The organism is Roseateles sp. PN1 (genome assembly GCF_038419725.1).
Lineage (GTDB): Bacteria > Pseudomonadota > Gammaproteobacteria > Burkholderiales > Burkholderiaceae_C > Paucibacter_A.
Map to the genome: position 1 here is coordinate 102,942 of NZ_JBCARA010000007.1, position 21,401 is coordinate 124,342.

A 21,401-nucleotide genomic window follows, 5' to 3' on the forward strand; every position below is an offset into this window, starting at 1 on the left:
CCACAGGTCTGAAGCGGCTCGGCGTGCTGGCTGCAACGCTGCCTCTGGCGGCCTGCAATATGGTGGTGATGAAGCCTTCGGGCGACATCGCGCAGCAACAAGCTCAGCTGATCATCACCTCCACGCTGCTGATGTTGCTGATCATCGTGCCGGTGATCTTCCTGACCTTGTTCTTCGCCTGGCGCTACCGCCAGGCCAATCGGGCCGCCACGTACAAGCCGGATTGGGATCATTCCACCAAGCTGGAGTTGCTGATCTGGGGCGCGCCCTTGCTGATCATCATCGCACTTGGCGCCATCACCTGGATCAGCACCCACAAGCTGGACCCCTATCGCCCGCTGGATCGCATCGCGCCCGGCCGCCCGGTGGCTGCTGATGTGAAGCCGCTGGTGGTGGAAGTGGTGGCCTTGGACTGGAAATGGCTGTTCCTCTACCCGGAGCAGGGCATTGCCACCGTCAACGAGCTGGCCGCCCCGCTGGATCGCCCGATTCAATTCAAGCTGACCGCCTCCACGGTGATGAACAGCTTCTACATCCCGGCGCTGGCAGGTCAGATCTACACCATGCCCGGCATGCAGACGCAGTTGCACGCGGTCATCAACAAGCCGGGCGTCTTTGACGGCTTCTCGGCCAATTACAGCGGCGCCGGCTTCTCGCATATGCGCTTCAAGTTCCATGGGCTGTCGCACGAAGACTTCGACGCCTGGGTTGCCAAGAACAAGGCCGAAGGTGGGCTGCTGAGTCGCAGCGTCTACCAGCAGCTTGAGCAGCCCAGCGGCCGTGAGCCGGTGCGCCGCTACGCCGAGGTGGAGCAGGGCCTGTATCAGGCCATCCTGAACCGCTGCGTGGATACCAACAAGATGTGCATGGGCCAGATGATGGCCATCGACGCCGCGGGCGGCACCGGCAAGGGCGGGGTGGACGGCGTGCGCCGCCAAGCCTGGCGTGACGGCGAACGCAGCGTTGTCGCCGCCATGTGCACCCCGCAAAACCTCGATCAGTACCTGCCTGCGGCCAACGCCAGCCGTAACGCACAGCCCTGATTCGCCGGGCTGCCGGCCGCCGTGTCACCGACACAGCGGCCAGCGGCCCGCAATGCTAGAACTCCGAGAGAAGCCCATGCTTGACTCCCCCAACACCTCGACATCGCTGCTTTTTGGTCGCCTCAGCTGGGCCGCCATTCCGCACGATCCCATCATCCTCGGCACCTTTGTCATGGTGATCCTGGGCGGCCTCGGCCTGACCGGCGCGATGACTTACTACCGCGCCTGGGGCCCCTTGTGGCGCAATTGGTTGACCAGCATCGACCACAAGAAGATCGGCATCATGTACATCGTGCTGGCGATCGTCATGCTCTTGCGCGGCTTTGCCGACGCCATCATGATGCGCGCCCACCAGGCCATCGCCTTCGGTGACAACGCCGGCTTCCTGCCGCCGCACCACTACGACCAGATCTTCACCGCCCACGGCGTGATCATGATCTTCTTCGTGGCCATGCCTTTTGTGACGGGCTTCATGAACTACGTGGTGCCGCTGCAGATCGGTGCCCGCGATGTGGCTTTCCCCTTCCTGAATAACTTCAGCTTCTGGATGACGGCCAGCGGTGCCGTGCTGATCATGGCCTCGCTGTTCATCGGCGAGTTTGCCGCCACCGGTTGGCTGGCTTACCCGCCGCTGTCGGGCATTTTGGGTAGCCCGAGTGTGGGGGTGGATTACTACATCTGGTCACTGCAGCTCGCGGGGGTGGGTACGACGCTATCGGGCATCAATCTGATCGCCACCATCGTCAAGATGCGTGCGCCCGGCATGACGCTGATGAAGATGCCCGTCTTCACTTGGACCTCGCTGTGCACCAACGTGCTGATCGTGGCCGCCTTCCCGGTGCTGACCGCTGTGCTGGTCTTGTTGAGCTTGGACCGCTATCTCGGCACCAACTTCTTCACCAACGACATGGGCGGCAACGCCATGATGTATGTGAACCTGATCTGGATTTGGGGTCACCCCGAGGTTTACATCCTGATCTTGCCCGCCTTCGGCATCTTCTCGGAAGTGGTGTCTACGTTCAGCCGCAAGCGTCTGTTCGGCTATGCCTCGATGGTTTACGCCACCGTGGTCATCACCATCCTGTCCTACCTGGTGTGGCTGCATCACTTCTTCACCATGGGTTCGGGCGCCAGCGTGAATGCCTTCTTCGGCATCACCACCATGATCATCTCCATCCCCACGGGGGCGAAGATCTTCAACTGGCTGTTCACCATGTACCGTGGCCGCATCGAGTTTGATGTGCCGATGCTGTGGACCATGGGCTTCATGGTCACCTTCGTGATCGGTGGCATGACGGGTGTGCTGCTGGCGGTGCCGCCGGCCGACTTCGTGCTGCACAACAGCTTGTTCCTGATTGCCCACTTCCACAACGTCATCATCGGCGGCGTGCTGTTCGGCATGATGGCCGGCATCAGCTACTGGTTCCCCAAGGCCTTCGGCTACAAGCTCGACCCGTTCTGGGGCAAGTGCTCGTTCTGGTTCTGGCTGGTGGGCTTCTACCTCGCCTTCATGCCGCTGTATGTGCTGGGCCTGATGGGCGTGACCCGCCGCATGAGCCACTTCGATGACCCGTCGCTGCAGATCTGGTTCCAGGTCGCGGCCCTCGGCGCCGTGTTGATTGCCATTGGCATCGCCAGCTTCCTGATCCAACTGGTGGTGAGCTACCGCAACCGTGAAGCTCTGCGCGACCACACTGGCGACCCATGGGGTGGCCGCACGCTGGAGTGGTCCACCGCTTCGCCGCCGCCGGACTACAACTTCGCCTTCACGCCCATCGTGCATGAGCTTGATGCTTGGCATGACATGAAGCAGCGCGGCGCGGTGCGCCCGACCAGTGGCTTTATGGAAATCCATATGCCCAAGAACACCTCGGCAGGCATCATCTTGGCCGGCCTGGCCACGGTCTGCGGCTTCGCCTTGGTCTGGCAGATTTGGTGGTTGGTGATTGCCAGCTTCGTTGCGGTGTTGGCCGCGACCATCAAGCACACCTTCAACTACAAGCGCGATTTCTACATCCCCGCGGATGAAGTCAAGCGCTGTGAAGATGCCCGCAGCAAGGCCCTGGCGGCTCTTGCCTGAAGCCAGGAATTAGCGAGACTGAAACGATGAGTTCAAACATCCTCACCGCCGACGCGGTCACGGGCGCCCCGCGCTTCTTTGACACCGAAGGCAAGCACCATCCGCAGCAAGGCACGCTGCTGGGCTTCTGGCTCTATTTGATGAGCGACTGCCTGATCTTTGCCGTGCTGTTCGCCGTCTACGCCGTGCTGGGCCGCAGTTATGCGGCAGGCCCTTCGGGCGCGGATCTGTTCAGCCTGCCCCTGGTGGCTGCGGGTACGGCAGCGCTGCTGCTGTCCTCCATCACCTATGGCATGGCCATGATCGCCATGCAGCATGGCCGCATCAAGGGCGTGCTGACCTGGCTGGCCATCACCGGCTTGTTCGGTCTGGCCTTCCTGGGCCTGGAGCTGTATGAGTTCCATCACCTGATCCATGAAGGTGCAGGCCCGCAGCGCAGCGCCTTCTTGTCGGCCTTCTTCGCCCTGGTGGGCACCCACGGCTTGCACGTCACTTTCGGCCTGGTGTGGCTGGTGGTGCTGATGCTGCAAGTCAAGAAGCTGGGCCTGACGGTGGAAAACAAGCGCCGTCTGATGTGCTTGTCGATGTTCTGGCACTTCTTGGACGTGGTCTGGATCGGTGTCTTCACCTTTGTTTATCTGATGGGAGTGATGCCATGAGCGCGCAGCATCAACATGAGGGTCATGCTGACCATGATCACGGCCATGACGACGACGGCGGCTACCACGCCACCGTGCGCGGCTATGTGATTGGCTTCTTGCTGTCGGTCATCCTGACCGCCATCCCCTTCTGGCTGGTGATGGGCAAGGTCTTGCCGACATCGGGCATGACCGGGCTGGTCATCATGGGCTTTGCGGCGGTGCAGATCGTCGTCCACATGGTGTATTTCCTGCACATGAACGCCAAGGTCGAAGGCGGCTGGTCCATGCTGGCGCTGATCTTCACGCTGGTGATGGTGCTGATTCTGTTGGTCGGCTCGATCTGGGTCATGCACCATATGAACGCCAATATGATGCCCACCCACAGCATGGGCGAGGCGCGCATCGCGCCTTGATGCCGTGAGCCAAAACCCAGCCAACAGCCAACACGCGGGTGCCGAACAGCCCCGCGCTGCGCGGCCGCGCTGGGTGGTGGCGATTTTGCTTTTGCTGGCCGGCCTGCTTTGTGCAGGCTTTTTCGCGCTTGGCAATTGGCAGCTGCAACGCCTGAGTTGGAAGCAGGCGCTGATCAATCGCATCAGCCAGGCCCAGCAGGCGGCGCCCGTGCCTCCGCCATCCGCCGCGCAATGGGCGCAGTGGACGCCGGCGCAGCAGCAAGCGCTTGAATATCACCGCGTCCGCCTACAGGGCCGATTTGCCCATGAGCAGGAAACCCTGGTGCGTGCCAGCACCGAGCTAGGCACGGGCTACTGGGTGCTGACCCCGATGGCTATTGAGCTTGAGGGGCAGCCGCGCGGCTGGGTGATCGTCAACCGTGGCTATGTGGGCGCGGAGCAGGTGGCGCCCGCCAGCCGGCCGGCGCCTAAGCCGACGACTGAGTCGCAGACGGTGATTGGCTTGCTGCGCCTGACTGAGCCCGTCGGCAGCCTGCTGCAAAAGAACCAGCCGGCGCAGGCGCGCTGGTATTCACGCGATGTGGCGGCCATCGCCCAGGCCCGTGGCCTGAGCGGCGATGTAGCACCCTTCTTCGTGGATGCGGTGGCTGCGCCCGAGCAGCCGGAGTGGCCGCGTGCCGGCCTGACCGTTTTGAGCTTCAAGAACAACCATCTGGTTTACGCCATCACCTGGTTTGGGTTGGCTTTGATGGTGCTGGGCGCGGCGGCTTTTCTCGCTCGTACAGAATGGCGGCTGAGACAAGCACGCCATGCCTACTGACCCCCGCGCCACCTCCCGCCAAGAAGAAGCTGCCGCTGCGCCTGAGAACCTGGCCGGGCGGCGTAATTTGCTGCAGCTGATCCAGCTGCGCTGGCTGGCCGTGGCCGGGCAATTGGCCACCATCCTCACCGCCGAGCTGCTGCTGCAAGAGCGGCTGCCGCTGCGCGAGATGCTCATCCTGCTGGCTGGCCTGGCCTTGTTCAACGCCGCCTGCTGGCTGCGCTTGCTGCGGGCGCGCGGCACCATCCACAACGGCGAGTTGTTGGCCGGCCTGGTGGTGGATGTGCTGGTGCTGAGCGCGCAGCTTTACTTCAGCGGCGGTGTCGGTAACCCCTTTATCTTTTTGTACTTGTTGCAGCTGGCCGTCGGCGCCATGCTGCTGCGGCCGCGCTATATCTGGGCCATGGTAGGTTTGACCTGCGTTTGCTTCTTGGTGCTGACGGCCTGGCACCGCCCCTTGAGCCTGCCGGATATGGGCCGGCAATCCCTGTCGGTGCACTACATCGGCGGACTGCTGGTGTGCTTCATGTTGAACGCGACGCTGCTGGTGATCTTCATTCACCGCATTGGGCGCAATCTGCGCCAGCGCGACAGCCATCTGGCCGATCTACGCCAACGCGCCGCCGAAGACGAGCACATCATCCGCATGGGCTTGCTGGCCAGCGGCGCGGCGCATGAGTTGGGCACGCCTCTGGCTACCTTGTCGGTGATTCTGGGCGACTGGTCGCGCATGGCGCCTTTCGCCGCCGACCCCGAGTTACGTGAGGAAATCGAAGAGATGCAGTTCCAGCTGACCCGCTGCAAGTCCATCGTCACCGGCATCTTGCTGGCGGCCGGCGAGTCGCGCGGCGAGGCGCCTGGTCAAACCACGCTGCATGCTTTTCTGGACGGCATGGTGGCCGAGTGGCGCGAGACCCGGCCCGGCCAACAGCTGGCTTACGAGCGCCTCGACACGCCCGACCTAGCCATCATCTCCGACACCGCCCTCAAACAGATGCTGGCCAATGTGCTGGACAACGCGCTCGAAGCCGCGCCCCAACAGCCCATTGCCCTGCAGGTGCGCTGCGCCGACGATTGGCTGACGCTTTTGGTCTGCGACCAGGGACCGGGTTTTGCGCCCGAGATCCTGGCCAATTTCGGCAAGCCCTATCACTCCAGCAAGGGCCGGCCCGGCAGCGGCCTGGGCCTGTTTCTGTCGGTCAATGTGGCGCGTACCCTGGGCGGGCATATCGAGGCTCGCAATCTGCCGCAGGGCGGCGCCGAGGTGCAAATCAGCCTGCCGCTGGCGGCTTTGAGCTGGCGTGAAACAATTGGCCATGCCTGATCCCCTGACCGCCGCTTCATCTGCACTTGATCCTGCTCCTGGTCCTGCCGCAGGTGCCCCACTGGCTGCGCCTCAAGAGCAGCCCCTGCTGCTGATCGTCGAAGACGACGATGCCTTTGCCCGCACCCTGATCCGCTCCTTCGAGCGGCGCGGTTACCGGGTGCTGCGCGCTGCCGATCTGGCCCAGATGCAGGCCTTGCTGGCACAGCACAAGCCGGGATTTGCGGTGGTGGACCTCAAGCTGGCCAGTGGCGACTCTGGCCTGGCCTGCGTGCAGGCGCTGCATGGCCACAACCCGCAGATGCTGATCGTCGTGCTGACCGGCTATGCCAGCATTGCCACCGCCGTGGAGGCCATCAAGCTGGGCGCCCGCCATTACCTCGCCAAGCCCGCCAATACCGATGACATCGAGGCCGCGTTCGCGCGCGCCCAGGGCGATGTGGAGGTGGAACTGACCGAGCGCACAACCTCCATCAAAACGCTGGAGTGGGAGCACATCCACGAGACCCTGGCCGCCACTGGCTTCAATATCTCGGAAGCGGCCCGCCGCCTGGGCCTGCATCGCCGCACCCTGGCGCGCAAGCTTGAAAAGCAGCGGGTTAAGTGATGCGCCTGGCTTCATCGCATTGAGCGCTTGCGGTGCGCCCCGAACCAAATCTCCGCCCGGCTGACCCAGCCCAAGCCAAGCGCCAGCGCTGGCTCGTGCTGACGGCCTTTGCGCTGGGTGCCTTGACGCTGCTGTTCTTGCTGCTGGCTCAGCCCGCGCTTTACTTGCGCATGGCCGATGGTTTGCGCTGGCGCTTGGGCCTGCCGGCCTTGGCGCAAATCGACTACGAGCAAAGGCTCGCCCTGGCTCAACAGCGAGGTGAGTCGCAGGCCGGCCCCTGCGCGGTTCTGCTGTTCGGGGACTCGCATCTGCAAGGCCTGCCCGGCTCGGCGCTGGGTGCCGAGGTCAGCAACTTCGCCATCGCGGGGGAACCAGCCGAGCGCCTAGCTCAGCGCATAGTCGCCTATTCCTCGGTCAAGCAGTCGCGCCACATCGTGCTCTTATCGGGGGCGAATGATTTGGTGACCGGCCGCTCGGCCGCGCAGACTGCTGCGTCCCTGTCGGCGGTGCTGGCCCAGATTCCGGCCACCACCACGGTCAGCTTGCTGGGTCTGCCGCCGTCCACGCAGCCGGCCAGGCCCGCATTGAATGCGGCCTTGCAGGCCTTGTGCACGGCTCGACCGGGCTGCAGTTTCGTGTCGCTGGAGGCCTTGGGCGATGGGCTCGGCGCACTGAGCCCCGAACTGGCGGCGACCGACGGCATTCATCTCTCTGCTGCCGGCTATGGGCGTTTGGCGGTCGCAATTCAGGCGGACTTGCCGAAGCACGCACAATGCGCGCATTCAACCTAGATTCGGCAGTTGACCGCTTGGTCTTTTCTGGAAGCCTACATGCTGACTATCGCTACTCCGGTCAAGGACCTTCACCATTTGGGTCACAGCGCTACGCAGCCGCCTGGCTCGCTAGGCAGTACGCGGACCGCGTTGCTTCTCCTCGTGGGCAGGAGCCCACTTCGTCGGCGCGCCTTATCCGCGCACTGCCTAGCGACCCCTTCGGATGCGTCCAACTGCCGAATCTAGGTTGAACTTGGCCCGCCATGAGTAAATCTGCCCACCGCTTTCACGAAATCGACCTGCTGCGAGGCATCGCCTGCGCATCGGTGCTGCTCTTCCACTTCCTCTCGCGTGCGCCACAAGCGGGCTGGATGAGCCATGTGGACTACCCCCAGATAGAGGCCGTGATGCGCTACGGCTATCTGGGCGTGCATCTGTTCTTCGTCATCAGTGGCTTTGTGATCCTGATGTCGGCGCAAGGCGCCACGCCGCGGCAGTTCTTTGCCTCACGGGTGGCGCGCTTGTTCCCGGCCTTTTGGGTGGCGGTTTGCCTGACGGCGGGCACGGCCTGGTGGCTGGGTGAAAGCCGCTTTGCCGTTTCGCTGCCGCATTTCCTGGTCAATCTGAGCATGCTGCCGCACTGGTTCAACATCCCCTTTGTGGATGGTGCCTACTGGTCGCTGGCGGTGGAGCTGCACTTCTACGCCTACATCTGGATCGTGCTGCGCCTGCAGCAGATGCGGCGGATCGAATGGTTGATGCTGGCCTGGTTGGCGGTGGCCCTGGTCGACCTGATTCGCCCGGCCTGGCCGCTGGAGCTGTGGCTGGATGCCAAATGGGCGCCGCTGTTTGTGGCCGGCGGCATGTTCTACCTGATCCGCACGCAAGGCCTGACCCTGCGACGGGTGCTGCTCTTGCTGGCGAGCTATGGCCTGGCGCTGGCCAGCGCCCTGCGAGAAAGTGGCGGCGAGGGCGGTCAGGCCAATCCCTGGATCGTGGTCGCCATCATCACGGTGATCTACCTCATCTTCACCGCCATTGCCTTTGATCGCTGGCGCCTGCCCGCTTCGCGCCTGACGTTCTGGGCAGGAGCCTTGACCTACCCGGTCTACGTGATTCATCAATTCTTCGGCATCATGCTTTATCAACAGCTGCGCGCTCAAATCGACAACACGCCTTTGGTGCTGGCGGTGGTGATTGCCCTGGTCTTGGTGCTGGCGGTAGCCATCCATGTCTGGATCGAAAAGCCTTTTGGGCCGCGCCTGCGGCGCTGGGTGGAGGGCAAAGCCGCTGCGAGCGCTGGTTCCGTCAAGGCCGGCCGTGCCTGATAGCCAGTCGCCCTTGCAGTCCCAGCCTCCCGTTCTGCCCATGTACGCCCAATTCTTCGGCCTCAAACAAGAACCGTTTTCCATCGCCCCCGACCCGCACTACCTCTTCATGAGCGAGCGGCACCGGGAGGCTTTGGCGCATTTGCTTTACGGCCTGCGCGGTGGCGGGGGCTTTGTGCTGCTGACCGGGGAGATCGGCGCCGGCAAGACCACGGTGTGCCGCTGCTTCCTTGAGCAGATTCCGAAGAAGTGCAATGTGGCCTATGTCTTCAACCCCAAGCTGACGGCGCTGGAGTTGCTGCAGACCATTGCCGAGGAGTTCCACATCCGGCCGCGCGACAGTGCTCCCGCCGCAGGGGAGGGCGTCAAGCAGCTGGTCGATGCCATCAACGAGTTTTTGCTGCGCACCCACGCGGTGGGCATGAACAATGTCTTGATCATCGACGAGGCCCAGCTGCTGTCCACCGAGGTGTTGGAGCAGCTGCGCCTGTTGACCAATCTGGAAACCCGCGAGCGCAAGCTGCTGCAAATCATCCTGATCGGCCAGCCCGAGTTGCGCGGCATGTTGGCCGCGCCCGAGCTGGAACAGCTGGCGCAGCGGGTGATCGCGCGCTTCCATCTGCCGGCCTTGTCGGCCGCCGAGACGGGGCAATACATCAAGCACCGCCTGACCGTTGCTGGCCTGCGCGGCAGCTCGCCGTTTGATGGCAAGCTGCGTGAGCGGATTCACCAGCTCTCGCGTGGTGTGCCACGGCGCATCAATTTGCTCTGCGACCGCGCCCTGCTGGGGGCCTATTCACAGGGCCAGAGCAAGGTCAGTGTGGCCACGCTGAACCGGGCTGCTGAGGAGGTGTTTGGTGGCGAGGCCGCTGCGCTTTCCTCAGGTTCAGCGGCAGCAGGGCAGCAGCAGCCTCAGCGCCTCTGGATGGCGGCGGGCCTGCTGGTCTTGGCGACGGTGCTGGTTGTGCTTTGGTTGCGGGCGCAAACTGAGCCCGAACCCAAGCTGGCCGCAACGGTGGTGCACAAGGCCGCGGCGGCATCCTCGCCCCTCGCGTCAGCCAGCGCAGTGCCTCGCGTGGTGGCCGCCAGCATGCCAGCCATCTCGGCTGCGTCTGTGCCGGCTTCAGCCGTGGTCTTGGCGTCAACCGCTTCGATGACGCCTGCCGCGCCCCTGCAAGCCGGGGAAGCTTGGCAGGGCTTGGGCCGCCTATGGCAGTTTGAGGGCGACTTGCGCGAGGCCAGCGATCCCTGCGCCGCCCTGCAAGCCGCCCAGCTGCAATGCTTTTACAGCCGTGACGGCGGCCTGGCTCTGCTGCGTTTGCTGGGTCGGCCCAGCTTGCTAAGCCTGGCCGCGGACGCCGGGCAAGCGCCGCGTTATGCCTTGCTGCTGAGCCTGGGCCCGCAAACGGCCACGTTGCAGATGGCGGGTGGTATCACGCAGCGGATCAGCCTGATTCAGCTAAGCCGCATCTGGCAGGGCGAGTTCATCACCTTGTGGCGCGCCTCGGCCAGCCTGGACGGGCCTGCAGCCAGCTTCAACGGCAATAGCGCCGCACTCACTTGGCTGGACCAGCAGCTCAGCCAGGCCTTGGGCGAGGCACCGCGTGAGCTGTCGGCCAAGGCTGGCGGCAAAGCCAGTGCGCCCGCCGTCCAGCGCTTGGACGCTGCCTTGCGCGCCAAGGTGGCGCGCTTCCAGCGCAGCCAGGGCTTGCCCAGCGACGGCTGGCCGGGTCCCATCACCGTGATGCAACTGAACAGGGTCGGCGCCGTGCCTGAGCCGCAATTGCAGGGGCCGTAAGGCACTCGCCCACGAACGAACTGTCTATCGATCGAACGAACGAGCGACCCATCTAACCATGTCCTACATCCTTGATGCCTTGCGGCGCGCCGAGTCAGAACGCGAGCGTGAACGCAGCGCGGTGCCCACCTTGCACGCCCAGACCGTCGGCGCCCATTTGAACCAGCAGGACGATGACGAGACCAGCTCCGCCGGCCGGGCCCGCTGGCGCTTGGCCGCGGCCGCAGTGCTGGCATTGGGCGCGCTGGCCTTATTGGGCTTTGGGCTGCGCAGTTGGTTGAGCGCGCCGCCACCCCAGCCGGCGCCAGCGCCCGTGGTGGCTGCCGGCAATGCGGCGATGCCAAGTCCGAACATGGCGCCTGCCGTTCCAGTCTCGCCTGCCGTGCCGTCGTCGATGCCGGCCGCAAGCGCGCCTGAGCCATCGCCTCAATATGCCCCCCAGCCTTCGCCTGCAGCAATGCCAACGGTGGCGACATCCGTGCCGCCGCCAGTTCGCAACTTGCCCGCGGCAGCAGCGCCAATCCAAGCGCCCGTGCTGGCTCAGCCGACGGTCAGCCCACCCGTGGCCACAGCGCCGTCCCAAACCAAGCCCCAGCCGGTCAACGCCAAGCCCGCGCCGTCCAGCAGCCCGGTCATTGCACCGGCACAAATGCCCGCAGCCAATGCCGCACCGCCGGCCCTGGCCAGCTTGCCTGAATCGCTTCGGCGAGAATTGCCGCCCCTGGTCGCGGGCGGGGCCATGTATTCCGATACGCCCGCCAACCGCATGCTCATCATCAACGGCCAAGTTTTGCATGAAGGCGACAAGGTGACGCCGGATGTGACGCTGGAGCAAATCAAGCTCAAGGGCGCGGTCCTGTCCTACAAGGGCCAACGTTTTTCCATCAATTTCTGACCATGTTGCCCATCGATACCGCTGTCACTTTCTTCGGCCTTGCCCTGGCGCTGGGCTTCACGCCTGGGCCAGACAATTTGTTTGTGCTGATGCAGTCGGCCACGCAGGGGCGGCGCGCCGGCATGTTTGTGGTGCTGGGCCTGTGCACCGGTTTGCTGGTGCACACGGCGGCGATTGCGCTGGGCCTGGCCGCGATGTTTGCGGCGTCACCGCTGGCCTTCACGCTGCTGAAGTTTGCCGGTGCGGCCTATCTGGCTTATCTGGCCTGGCAAGTGCTGCGCGCCCCGGTCGGCCCGCTGGCCGAAGCCGGCCAAGTGCAGGCAAGCCCTGGCACCATGTACCGGCGCGGGGTGGTGATGAATTTGAGCAACCCCAAGGTGGTGTTCTTCTTCCTGGCGCTGCTGCCGCAGTTTGTCGATGCCGCACGCGGCCCGGTGGCTGGGCAGATCGTGCAACTGGGCTTGCTCTTCATGCTCAGTACCTTGATTTCCTTCGGCGCCATCACCTGGTTTGCGGGCTCGGTGCGTGGCTTGCTCAAGCGCTCGCTCAAGGCGCAGCGGGCTTTGAATCGACTGGCCGGCGTGGTGTTCATCGGCCTGGCGGCACGCTTGCTGATGGCGCAGCGTTGAGCTGAATCGAGCCAAGCCGAGCCAAGCCGCAAAGCTTCAATTGCCGGTTTCGACGGGATAGCGCAGCAAGGCTTGGCCCATGCGAATGCGCTGGCCGTTGGCGATGCCCGGACACAGCTCGAAGCCCTTGGGCGCGAACACGATGATGGTGGAGCCATGCTGGAACCAGCCCATTTCCTCGCCCTTGCGCAAGCGGGCCTCGCAAGGCAGTTCATTGGCGCCGCGGTAGCCCAGGTGCAGCAATAGATTCAAAAAGTGCAGGCGCAGGCTGGCCACCAAGATGGCGGCCACCGGCACGATCGCAATCGCCTGGCCCATGGCCGGCCCGCTGCTGATGCGGGCGCGCAGCACCGCGCGTTCATTGCGGCAGAACAGTCGCTCGACGCGCTGCAGCGCGATCGGGTTGACGTTCCAGGTATCGCCGGCGATGTGGGTCACATGCTCCACCACACAGTCCTGCGGCGCGTGGAAGCGGTGGTACATGGCCGAGGTCAGGCGCAGGGTGACGAAGCTGCCGTCCTGAAAAGCGCTGGTGTCCTGGCTGGGGCCGAACAGGTCCTGCATCGCGTAAGGGAAGCCCTTGGCCTGAAAGAGCTGCCGGCCCGCCACCGGCCCACAGGCGCCGACGATGGCGTCGCATGGGCTGGTCAAGATCTCTGGCGCCATCTCGATCTGGCGCGCGCCGGGCTGTAGTTCGCGGGTGAAGCAGTCGTGCAGGCTGGCGAAGCGCTGCTGCTTGGCGTCGCTCAGGTCGAGGTCGGTGAACAAGCGCCACACGGCGATGGACAAGCGGCAGACCAGCGGGTTGCGAATCTGGCTGAAGCGGCCCATCAGCTTGGTCAGGGCGATGCGCGGAATGCGGTTGGTGAGCAAGAAGTTGAGGTCCTCTTGCAGGAAGAGTTGGCGCAGGGCGCGGGTGCTGGTTTTCATCATCTTGTCAATCTCGGCGGTTAGATATTGGGGCTTGGACAACGGCAGGCCGTATCGGCAACTCATGGACGACACTCTCTTCGCATCGACATTCACGCTTTCCGCGCTGGCCTTGGCCGCCGCGGTGGCCTTGTTGCCCAAGGCCAGGGCGCGGCTGCGGCTTTCGCGCGCCAAGCATCGTTCGCTGGCCGGGCATTCGCGCATGGCCAAGCGCCTGGCCTCGCTGCTGCCCGGCTATGCCTTTGATGAGGCGCAGTTCTTCGCTTCTGACTCGGCACCCGCTGCCGTGGTGGCGCAGCGCCGCGCCGGCTTCGCCCGCTTGTGCGCCGTGCTGGCCGAGCGCCATGCCAAAAGCATTGCCATGTCGGCCGCGGCGCGCGGCAGCATCTCGGATCTGCAATTCACCGGCAGCTACCGGGTGCCGTTCCCCTACAGCCCCTATTTGCGCGAGCACCTCAAACTCGGCAGCTTTTTGCAGGCGGCTGACGGCGTGATGCTGGAGGATCTGGACGGCCAGCGCTTTTTTGACCTGGCCGGCTCTTACGGCGTCAATGTCTTTGGCTACGACTTCTACCGCAGCTGCGTGGACAAGGGGCTGGCCCTGACCCATGCGCTGGGCCCGGTGCTCGGCGCCTATCACCCTTGCGTGCTGGAAAACGTCGAGAAGCTCAAGGCCATCTCGGGGCTGGACGAGGTGTCCTTCCATATGTCGGGCACCGAGGCGGTGATGCAGGCGGTGCGCCTGGCCCGTTACCACACCGGGCGCCGCCATCTGGTGCGCTTTTGCGGGGCGTATCACGGCTGGTGGGAGGATGTGCAGCCGGGACCCGGCAACCCCTTGCCCCCGCGCGAAACCTACACCTTGAAGGACATGGACGAGCGCAGCTTGAATGTGCTGCGCACCCGCCGCGACATCGCCTGCGTGCTGGTCAATCCGCTGCAAGGTTTGCACCCCAATAAGGGTGCGCCGGGCGACTCGTCCCTGCTGGACAGCGGCCGCAGCGCTGGCTTTGACCGCGCGGCCTACACCGCCTGGCTGAAGCGCTTGCGTGAGGTGTGCACCGAGCGCGGCATCGTGCTGATTTTTGACGAGGTGTTCCTCGGCTTCCGCCTGGCCAAGGGCGGCGCGCAGGACTATTTCGGCGTGCGCGCCGATATGGTCACCTACGGCAAGACCCTGGGCGGCGGGCTGCCGGTGGGCGTGGTGTGCGGGCGGGCTGATCTGATGAAGCGCTTCCGTGAGGAGCGGCCCGCTGACATCTGCTTCGCGCGTGGCACCTTCAATGCCCACCCCTATGTGATGGGGGCGATGAATGTCTTTTTGCGCCGCCTGGAGGAACCTGCTGTCCAGGCCATTTACGCTCAGGCCGATGGCCTGTGGGACGCGCGCGCCGCGCGCTTCAACCAAGTGCTGGCCGAGGCCGGCCTGCCGCTCAAAGTGGCGCATCTGCAATCGGTCTGGACGCTCAGCTACACCCAGCCTTCGCGCCACAACTGGATGCTGCAGTTCTATTTGCGTGAACAAGGTTTGCTTTTGAGTTGGGTGGGAACGGGCCGCTTCATCTTCAGCCTCAACTACACGGATGCCGACTTCGACACCGTGCTGCAACGCTTTGTGGCCGCCGCCCGCAGCATGCAGGCCGACGGCTGGTGGTGGCAGGACAGCGGTCTTAGCAATAAGAGCATCCGCCGCGCCGTGTTGCGCGAAACCCTGGCGCGCAAGTGGCAGGAGTTGCTGGCTTGATGCGGATCTGACGCTGCGCTGAACGAGTGGCCCGCACGATCTGCGGGCCTTCTTTTTGTTTGCGGGCTGGCGGCCCTGGATAAGGCCGAGCAGCCCGCGCCTGACTCGCCTTTAGGCGTGAGGCTTCACATGCCCCATCGGGTCAATCAGCTCACCGCGCAGCAGATACAGCGGCGCCTTGTGATACAGATAGATGTCGTGGAAGGGGTCGGTGATGATCTTGATCGCCCAGGCCAAGCCGGTCATAAAGCTTTGCTGCACCCACAGTTGCAACACGCGAAACAGCAGGCCCGTCACACCCAGCGACAGCCAGGCGATGCCGACATCGTGGATGAAGCCTTGGAAGTCGTGCGCGGGCTCGATCAAGCCGAACAGCGAGGGTTGCAGCCAAAGCACGGCCGGCAGCGCCACCCACACCGCCAGCAGCACGATCTTGCGGCGGATGTTGTAGCCGATCTTGATTTCTTCTTTGTACTCGTCGGTGGCTTGGTTGACCTCGTCGTAGCCGCGCGGCTCGAAGAAGAAGTGCCCCGCCTGGCGGCTGGTCATGGACACGCACCAGGCCAGCAAGGCGGCCATGGCCGGGTCGCTGAACAGCAGCCCGTAGCTGATCAGAAAGCAGATGGCGCTGAGCAAATGCAGGCTTTGATTGATGCGGCTGTGGTGGTAGTAGCGGTGGTCGTCCCAGCGCTGCACAGCAAGAGTGTTCAACAGTTCCTTCACGTTCAGACCTCGAGATGGGGGTGAATCGGCGACCCGGGCTGGGTCGGCGTGACGCGATGGTGACGAGCCCACATGAAAATTGCGTGACGATGGCCGACTGCGCCCCTTGTCATCGAACTGTTATGCAAGCCGGTCAGGATGCGGGGCATGAACAGCCGCAACGCGCAACTCCATCCCGTGGCCGACAGCATCGAGGTCAGCCATTTGCCGGCGGCCCGCCGTCAGCTGCGCATCGCCTTCGTCACCGAGACCTATCCGCCCGAGGTCAATGGCGTGGCCATGACCATCGCGCGCATCGTCGATGGCCTGCACCGGCGTAACCACGATGTTCAGCTGATCCGGCCGCGCCAGGACGCCGCCGATGCGGCCGAGCGTAGCCCGCGCTTTCACGAGGTTTTGATGCGCGGCCTGCCGATTCCGCGCTACCCCAATCTGCGCATGGGCGTGCCGTCCAAGCGGGCGCTGGTGCAGCTGTGGTCGCTGCAGCGGCCGGATGTGGTGCACATCGCCACCGAGGGCGCGCTGGGCTGGTCGGCCCTGCAAGCGGCCCTGCATCTGAAGCTGCCGGTGTGCTCAGACTTCCGCACCAACTTTCACGCCTACAGCCGCCACTACGGCATTGGCTGGTTGTACAAGCCCATCATGGCCTATCTGCGCAAATTTCATAACCGCACGGCCTGCACCATGGTGCCGACCGAAGCGCTGCGCCAAAGCCTGGATCACGCTGGCTTCAAGAATCTGAGCGTGGTTTCGCGCGGCGTGGACACCCAGCAGTTCAGCCCGCTGCGGCGCAGCCAGGCGCTGCGCGAGCAGTGGGGTGTGGCCCCTGACGATCTGGTCTGCCTGTATGTCGGGCGTATCGCGCCGGAGAAAAACCTCACGACCTTGAGCGCGGCCTTTGACGCCATTGCCCGGCGCGATGCGCGGGCGAAATTGGTGGTGGTGGGCAGCGGCCCGCAAATGGCGGAACTGCAAGCACGCCACCCGAACGCCATCTTTGCCGGCCAGCGCAAGGGGGAAGACCTAGCGGCGCATTACGCCTCGGCCGATCTCTTCTTGTTCCCCAGCCTGACCGAAACCTTTGGCAACGTCACCACCGAGGCCATGGCCAGCGGCCTGGCGGTGCTGGCTTTTGACTACGCGGCCGCCGCGCAGCTGATTCGCACAGGCGAGAACGGCCTGCTGGTGCCCATCGACGACGCGGCCGGCTTTGTGCAAGCGGCGGTGGCTGCCGCGGCCGATTTGGCGGCCTGCCGCGCACTGGGCGTGCAGGCTTGCGAGACCGCCCGGGCGCTGGACTGGAGCAGCATCATTGCCCGCTTTGAAGGCGTGCTGGAAGCGGTGATGCAGCGCGCGGTGCTGCCACAGGGCCATGTGCCGCTGACGCTGGGCGAGCGCCATTCGGCTTGATGGTGGCCGGCGTTCAGCCGGCGCTAATGCCAACTTGTTTGAGACCTAGCGCTTCAAGCCCAGCGCGGTCCAGCCCTCGATCCCCAGCTTTTCCAGGGTCTGCATATTGGCTTCGTAAATCGCATCGGTGTCGGCCATGGTCTCGGTGGCGCGGGCGATGCTGCTTTCACGCAGCAGGTGCAAGGTGGGGTAGGGCGAGCGGTTGGTGTAGTTGCTAATGTCGTCCGGCTCGGTACCGGCGAATTGGTACTGCGGGTGGAAGCTGGCGATTTGCAGCTCACCGGCCAACTCCAGGTCTTCCACCAGCGCATCGGCGGCGCCGAGGAAATCGTTGAAGTCGAGGAAATCGGTCAGCACCTGCGGGTGGATCAAGACCGTGGTTTCGATCTCATCCGGGTCGGCGCGGTTCAGGGCCAGCAGTTCGCGGGCCAACTCTTTGAGCAGGTCTTCGGGCGTGCTGGCGCTGCTGACCACATAGCGCAGGCGATTATTGACATGCACGCTCTTGGCGAAGGGGCAGAGGTTGAGGCCGATGACGGCCTTCTCCAGCCAGAACTGGGTGTCTTGCTGAACCTGGCTGGGCGCCGGGCTTGTCATCGCGGTGTTGTTGTCGTTACTGCTGTTCATCTGAATTCAAACCAGTCAATGCCTGCTGGGCCACCTCAAAGGCTTGGCGCAGCAGGGCTTGTTGCCATGCGGGGGTGTCGACGTAGAAAGCGTCGCGGAGTTGCTGTTTGATCTGGCGCGCCAGCGCCGGGTCGGCCTGCGGGTTGGCTTCCAGCCAATGGTCGGCGCGCAGGGCCATGATGGTCTCGGCCCATGGCACCGTGCCGAACTCCAGCGCGATGCCGGTGTAGCGGGCTTGTGGGCAGGTCTGCTGGATCACCGACCACATCAGGCCTTGCAGCGGGGCGGCGCTGGAGCTGCCATCTGCCATCGAGGTGACTTCGTTGCCCCACCAAAGCCGGGCGCGGGCCAGTGAGGCCGTGTCGGCATCAGGCCCAGCGAAGATGCGCTCGCCATGGCCGCAAGGCCCCAGGCCGGTGTGCAGGTCGATCCAGGCGATGTCTTGCGCATGCTGGCCATGCTCGCTCAACACATGGCGCAAGGTTTGCTGGCTCCAGGTGGGCGCGTGGCCGCCGTAGAACAGACCCAGCTCATGCGTGTACTGGCCGGCGGTGACGGCTTTTTGCAAGCCAGCTTGGCCGTGGCGGGCGGCGTAGTCGGCCAGTACCGCTTCGTCAGCGGCACTGGGCGGCCAGTGAGCGGGCAGCAAGGCGCTGGCAATTTCTTCGTAGCCGGCGTTGTGCGGCAGCGGCTGGTGATGGGCGAAGTCGTGGAAATTGCGGTTCAGATCCACCCCTTCTTGCGTGACGCGCCGCCACCAGGAAAAGCCATAGGGGTTGAGGGCGTGCAGATACAGCACCGCCAGGTCTGGCTGCGCGTTCACGGCGCTCAGCCATGCCGCATCGCTCAGCAAGGCGGTTTGCAGGGCCGAACCGCAAAAGCCTTCCACCCCGTGGCAGGCGCTGCTGATGATCAGCAGGCGCTTGGCCTTGGCCGGCCCCTGGCGCAGCACGTCCAGCGCCAGGCGCTCGCCGTCACGGCCCAGCAGGGGGTGCCAGTGCGGCTCGGCGTCCAGGCCGGCGGCGTCCGCCGCAGCCAGGAACTTGGCCCTGGCCTCGGCGTAGCTTTGCGAGAAAAACGACTGGGTCGTGCTGTCCATGCGGCGGTGCTTCAGACCTGGGGCTTGGCCAGCCAGGCTTCGGCCAGCTTGACCCACATGCTGCCGCCCAGCGGAATCAGCTCGTCATTGAAGTCATAGCTGGGGTTGTGCAGCATGCAAGGGCCCATGCCGTGGCCGCCAACGCGGTGGCTGCCGTCGCCATTGCCGATCAGGAAATAGCAGCCGGGGATTTGCTGCAAATAGAAGCTGAAGTCCTCGGCGCCCATGGTGGGCTCGAACTCCTGCACATTGGCGGGGCCGACCAGCTCGCTGAGCAACTCGCGCGCAAACTCGGTCTCGTTGGCGTGGTTGATGGTGGGCGGGTAGTTGCGCTTGAAGCGGAATTCGCAAGTCAGCTCAAAGGCCTCGGCCGTACTCAGCGCCACCTGCTTCATGCGGCGCTCGATCAGGTCCAGGGTTTCCAGCGTGAAGGTGCGCACGGTGCCTTCGATCACGCAGGAATCCGGGATCACATTGGTGGCCTCACCCGCATGGATGGTGGTGACCGAGATCACGCCGGCATCGATGGGCCGCTTGTTGCGGGTGATGATGGTCTGGAAGGCCTGCACCATCTGGCAGGCCGCCGGCACCGGGTCCAGGCCCAGATGCGGCATGGCCGCGTGGGCGCCCTTGCCGCGCAAGGTGATGAAGAACTCATTGCTGGACGCGAACACCGGCCCGCTCTTGAGCGCGAACTGGCCCGCGGCCATGCCCGGCCAGTTATGGGCGCCGAAGATGGCCTCCATCGGGAACTGCTGGAACAGGCCGTCCTTGATCATCTCGCGGGCGCCGCCGCCACCCTCTTCGGCGGGCTGGAACACCAAATAGATGGTGCCGTCGAAATTGCGGTGTTTCGCCAAATGCTGGGCCGCCGACAAAAGCATGGCGGTGTGGCCGTCATGCCCGCAAGCGTGCATCTTGCCGGGGAAGGTGCTGGCGTGGGCGAACTTGTTGTGCTCGGTCATCGGCAGCGCATCGATGTCGGCGCGCAGGCCCACGGCACGATTGGATGTGCCGTTCTTGACAATGCCCACCACGCCGGTCTTGCCCAGGCCGCGATGCACCGGGATGCCCCATTCCGTCAGCGCCTTGGCGATCAGGTCGGCGGTGCGCTCTTCCTGAAAGCACAGCTCGGGGTGGGCGTGGATATCGCGCCGCAGGGTGGCAATGCCGGCGGCATTTTGAAGAATGTCGGTGATCAGTTTCATGGCGTGCTGCTCGCGGCTAATCGAGCGGGCAGTTTACGCGCCTTGACCGCGCCAACGGGGCGAGCTGCGCATCGCCCCGGGCGTCGTGAAGGGTCTCTGATTGGGTCAGCGCTTCACCCGACCGTCGCCGGTGAGCATGGACAGCTCGACAAAATTGGAGCCGACATGGTCTTGCGGGGTGAACTTGACGCGGAAGCCGCCGGCATTGAAGTCGCGCATGCCTTCCAGTGCGTTGACCAAGCTCTCGCGGCTGGGCTTGGCGCCCATGCGGCGCAGGCCTTCGGTGAAGACCTTGGCGGCCAGGAAGCCTTCCATCGCGGTGTAGTTCGCCTTGCCGTCGCCACCGGCTTTTTGCAGCGCCGCCTGGTACTCGGCCACCACGCCGGTGGCCTGGCCCATGGGGTAGGGCACCACTTGGCTAACCACCACGCCGGCTGCGTCTTTGCCCAACTCATCCGACAAGGCTTGGGTGCCGACGAAGGAGACGTTGTAGAACACCCCGCCGTAGCCCGCCTTGCGCGCTTCGCGGATGAAGGCGGCGCAGCTCTTGTAGGCACTCACCATCACGATGCCGTCCGGGTGTTGGCCTTGCACCAGCGCTTTCACTGCTTTGGCCACATCGACCGAGTTGCGTTCCACCGTGGCCACGGCCAAAGGGTCGAGATTCTGGGTCTTGAGGGCGCGCTGCACGCCGCTCAGACCGGCCTGGCCATAGGCGTCGTTCTGGTGGAAGACGGAGATGCGTTTCAGGCCTAGCTGGGTCAGCTGGTTGACGATCAACGCCGTCTCATCGAAATAAGAAGCGCGCAGGTGGAAGACCCAGCGGCTGAAAGGATCGCGCAATGACTGCGCGCCGGTCAGGGGCGCGAAGAAGGGGATCTTGTGCTGGTTGACCAGGGGCAGGGCGGCCAGCGAGGTGGGCGTGCCCACATAGCCGAAGAGCGCGAACACCTCGTCGTTGATGAACTTCTCGGTATTGGCCTTGCAGCGCTCGGGCTCATAGCCATCATCCATGGTGCGCAGCACCACCGGCAGACCGCCAACGCCGCCGGAAGAGTTCAGCGCATCAAAGAACAGCTTGGCACCGGCTTGCATCTGCAGGCCAAGCTGGGAAGCCGGGCCCGTCAAGGGGGCTGATTGCCCCAGCACGATGGCGCGGCGTTCCTGGGCTTGCAGCCAGTCTGCCGAACTCAATGTGCCCAGGCCCAGCAAGCCTTGCAGGCCATATTGCAGATAGCGTCGTCGTTGCAAGCTCGTTGTCATATTCTTGTGGGGTCGTTGGTCGGGTGATGCAGGCGAGGCCTGGCGC

20 protein-coding genes are annotated in these 21,401 nt (G+C 64.3%); 14 read left to right on the plus strand and 6 right to left on the minus strand.

The features are described from left to right. Nucleotides 1-68: 68 nt before the first annotated feature. From cyoA to AABB87_RS12665, 12 genes are all read left to right on the plus strand, one after another. Entirely contained in the window at nucleotides 69-1,043 is a 975-nt protein-coding gene (gene cyoA / locus AABB87_RS12610) for a ubiquinol oxidase subunit II (RefSeq protein WP_341971696.1), read from the plus strand. A 76-nt stretch (nucleotides 1,044-1,119) separates the two neighbouring features. Then, nucleotides 1,120-3,123 (plus strand): cytochrome o ubiquinol oxidase subunit I, encoded by a 2,004-nt coding sequence (gene cyoB, locus AABB87_RS12615; protein ID WP_341971574.1) that lies wholly within the window; start codon nucleotides 1,120-1,122, stop codon nucleotides 3,121-3,123. Between the two features lie 26 nt (nucleotides 3,124-3,149). Next, nucleotides 3,150-3,782 carry a cytochrome o ubiquinol oxidase subunit III gene (gene cyoC / locus AABB87_RS12620; RefSeq protein WP_058718573.1) on the plus strand — a complete coding sequence of 211 codons (633 nt, stop codon included), beginning with the start codon at nucleotides 3,150-3,152 and terminating at the stop codon, nucleotides 3,780-3,782. Then, nucleotides 3,779-4,177 carry a cytochrome o ubiquinol oxidase subunit IV gene (cyoD, locus tag AABB87_RS12625; protein ID WP_341971575.1) on the plus strand — a complete coding sequence of 133 codons (399 nt, stop codon included), beginning with the start codon at nucleotides 3,779-3,781 and terminating at the stop codon, nucleotides 4,175-4,177. The genes cyoC and cyoD overlap by 4 nt, the downstream gene beginning before the upstream one ends. Nucleotides 4,178-4,181: 4 nt before the next feature. After that, a complete protein-coding gene (locus AABB87_RS12630) occupies nucleotides 4,182-4,997 on the plus strand; it encodes an SURF1 family protein (RefSeq protein WP_341971576.1) in 816 nt (271 codons plus the stop codon). Beyond that, entirely contained in the window at nucleotides 4,987-6,321 is a 1,335-nt protein-coding gene (locus tag AABB87_RS12635; RefSeq protein WP_341971577.1) for an ATP-binding protein, read from the plus strand. Before AABB87_RS12630 ends, AABB87_RS12635 begins: the two co-directional genes overlap by 11 nt. Next, a complete protein-coding gene (locus tag AABB87_RS12640) occupies nucleotides 6,314-6,928 on the plus strand; it encodes a response regulator transcription factor (protein WP_341971578.1) in 615 nt (204 codons plus the stop codon). The genes AABB87_RS12635 and AABB87_RS12640 overlap by 8 nt, the downstream gene beginning before the upstream one ends. Before the next feature lie 32 nt (nucleotides 6,929-6,960). Beyond that, nucleotides 6,961-7,719, plus strand: a complete 759-nt coding sequence (locus AABB87_RS12645) for an SGNH/GDSL hydrolase family protein (RefSeq protein WP_341971579.1) — start codon at nucleotides 6,961-6,963, stop codon at nucleotides 7,717-7,719. 245 nt (nucleotides 7,720-7,964) lie between these two features. Next, a complete protein-coding gene (locus tag AABB87_RS12650; protein WP_341971580.1) occupies nucleotides 7,965-9,029 on the plus strand; it encodes an acyltransferase family protein in 1,065 nt (354 codons plus the stop codon). Nucleotides 9,030-9,069: 40 nt separating this feature from the next. After that, nucleotides 9,070-10,827, plus strand: coding sequence for an ExeA family protein (locus AABB87_RS12655; protein WP_341971581.1), 1,758 nt, complete (start codon nucleotides 9,070-9,072; stop codon nucleotides 10,825-10,827). Between the two features lie 58 nt (nucleotides 10,828-10,885). Beyond that, entirely contained in the window at nucleotides 10,886-11,722 is an 837-nt protein-coding gene (locus AABB87_RS12660; RefSeq protein WP_341971582.1) for a general secretion pathway protein GspB, read from the plus strand. 2 nt (nucleotides 11,723-11,724) lie between these two features. Beyond that, complete coding sequence (locus tag AABB87_RS12665) at nucleotides 11,725-12,351, plus strand: LysE family translocator (protein WP_341971583.1); 627 nt, start codon at nucleotides 11,725-11,727, stop codon at nucleotides 12,349-12,351. A gap of 36 nt (nucleotides 12,352-12,387) precedes the next feature. Here the strand turns inward: AABB87_RS12665 and asd are convergent, their stop codons facing one another. Next, entirely contained in the window at nucleotides 12,388-13,284 is an 897-nt protein-coding gene (asd, locus tag AABB87_RS12670) for an archaetidylserine decarboxylase (RefSeq protein WP_341971584.1), read from the minus strand. Between the two features lie 61 nt (nucleotides 13,285-13,345). On the opposite strand from asd, the gene AABB87_RS12675 reads away from it, so the two are divergent. Then, on the plus strand, nucleotides 13,346-15,025 hold the full coding sequence (locus tag AABB87_RS12675; RefSeq protein ID WP_341971585.1) for an aminotransferase class III-fold pyridoxal phosphate-dependent enzyme: 1,680 nt from the start codon (nucleotides 13,346-13,348) through the stop codon (nucleotides 15,023-15,025). A 111-nt stretch (nucleotides 15,026-15,136) separates the two neighbouring features. Here the strand turns inward: AABB87_RS12675 and AABB87_RS12680 are convergent, their stop codons facing one another. Further along, a complete protein-coding gene (locus tag AABB87_RS12680) occupies nucleotides 15,137-15,736 on the minus strand; it encodes a hypothetical protein (RefSeq protein WP_341971586.1) in 600 nt (199 codons plus the stop codon). A 159-nt stretch (nucleotides 15,737-15,895) separates the two neighbouring features. Here AABB87_RS12680 and AABB87_RS12685 point away from each other — a divergent pair, with 159 nt between their 5' ends. Beyond that, nucleotides 15,896-17,158, plus strand: a complete 1,263-nt coding sequence (locus AABB87_RS12685) for a glycosyltransferase family 4 protein (RefSeq protein WP_341971587.1) — start codon at nucleotides 15,896-15,898, stop codon at nucleotides 17,156-17,158. A gap of 45 nt (nucleotides 17,159-17,203) precedes the next feature. On the opposite strand, the gene AABB87_RS12690 is transcribed toward AABB87_RS12685, so the two are convergent. The 4 genes from AABB87_RS12690 to AABB87_RS12705 all read right to left on the minus strand — a co-directional run bounded on the left by AABB87_RS12690 (nucleotide 17,204) and on the right by AABB87_RS12705 (nucleotide 21,355). After that, the gene (locus AABB87_RS12690; RefSeq protein WP_445944863.1) at nucleotides 17,204-17,785 is read right to left on the minus strand and encodes a DUF1415 domain-containing protein; all 582 of its coding nucleotides are present in this window, start codon (nucleotides 17,783-17,785) and stop codon (nucleotides 17,204-17,206) included. Next, the gene (locus AABB87_RS12695; protein WP_341971588.1) at nucleotides 17,772-18,884 is read right to left on the minus strand and encodes a M14 family metallopeptidase; all 1,113 of its coding nucleotides are present in this window, start codon (nucleotides 18,882-18,884) and stop codon (nucleotides 17,772-17,774) included. Before AABB87_RS12695 ends, AABB87_RS12690 begins: the two co-directional genes overlap by 14 nt. Before the next feature lie 11 nt (nucleotides 18,885-18,895). Further along, entirely contained in the window at nucleotides 18,896-20,092 is a 1,197-nt protein-coding gene (locus AABB87_RS12700) for a M20 aminoacylase family protein (protein WP_341971589.1), read from the minus strand. A gap of 105 nt (nucleotides 20,093-20,197) precedes the next feature. Then, nucleotides 20,198-21,355 (minus strand): ABC transporter substrate-binding protein, encoded by a 1,158-nt coding sequence (locus AABB87_RS12705; RefSeq protein ID WP_445944864.1) that lies wholly within the window; start codon nucleotides 21,353-21,355, stop codon nucleotides 20,198-20,200. Nucleotides 21,356-21,401 lie beyond the last annotated feature (46 nt).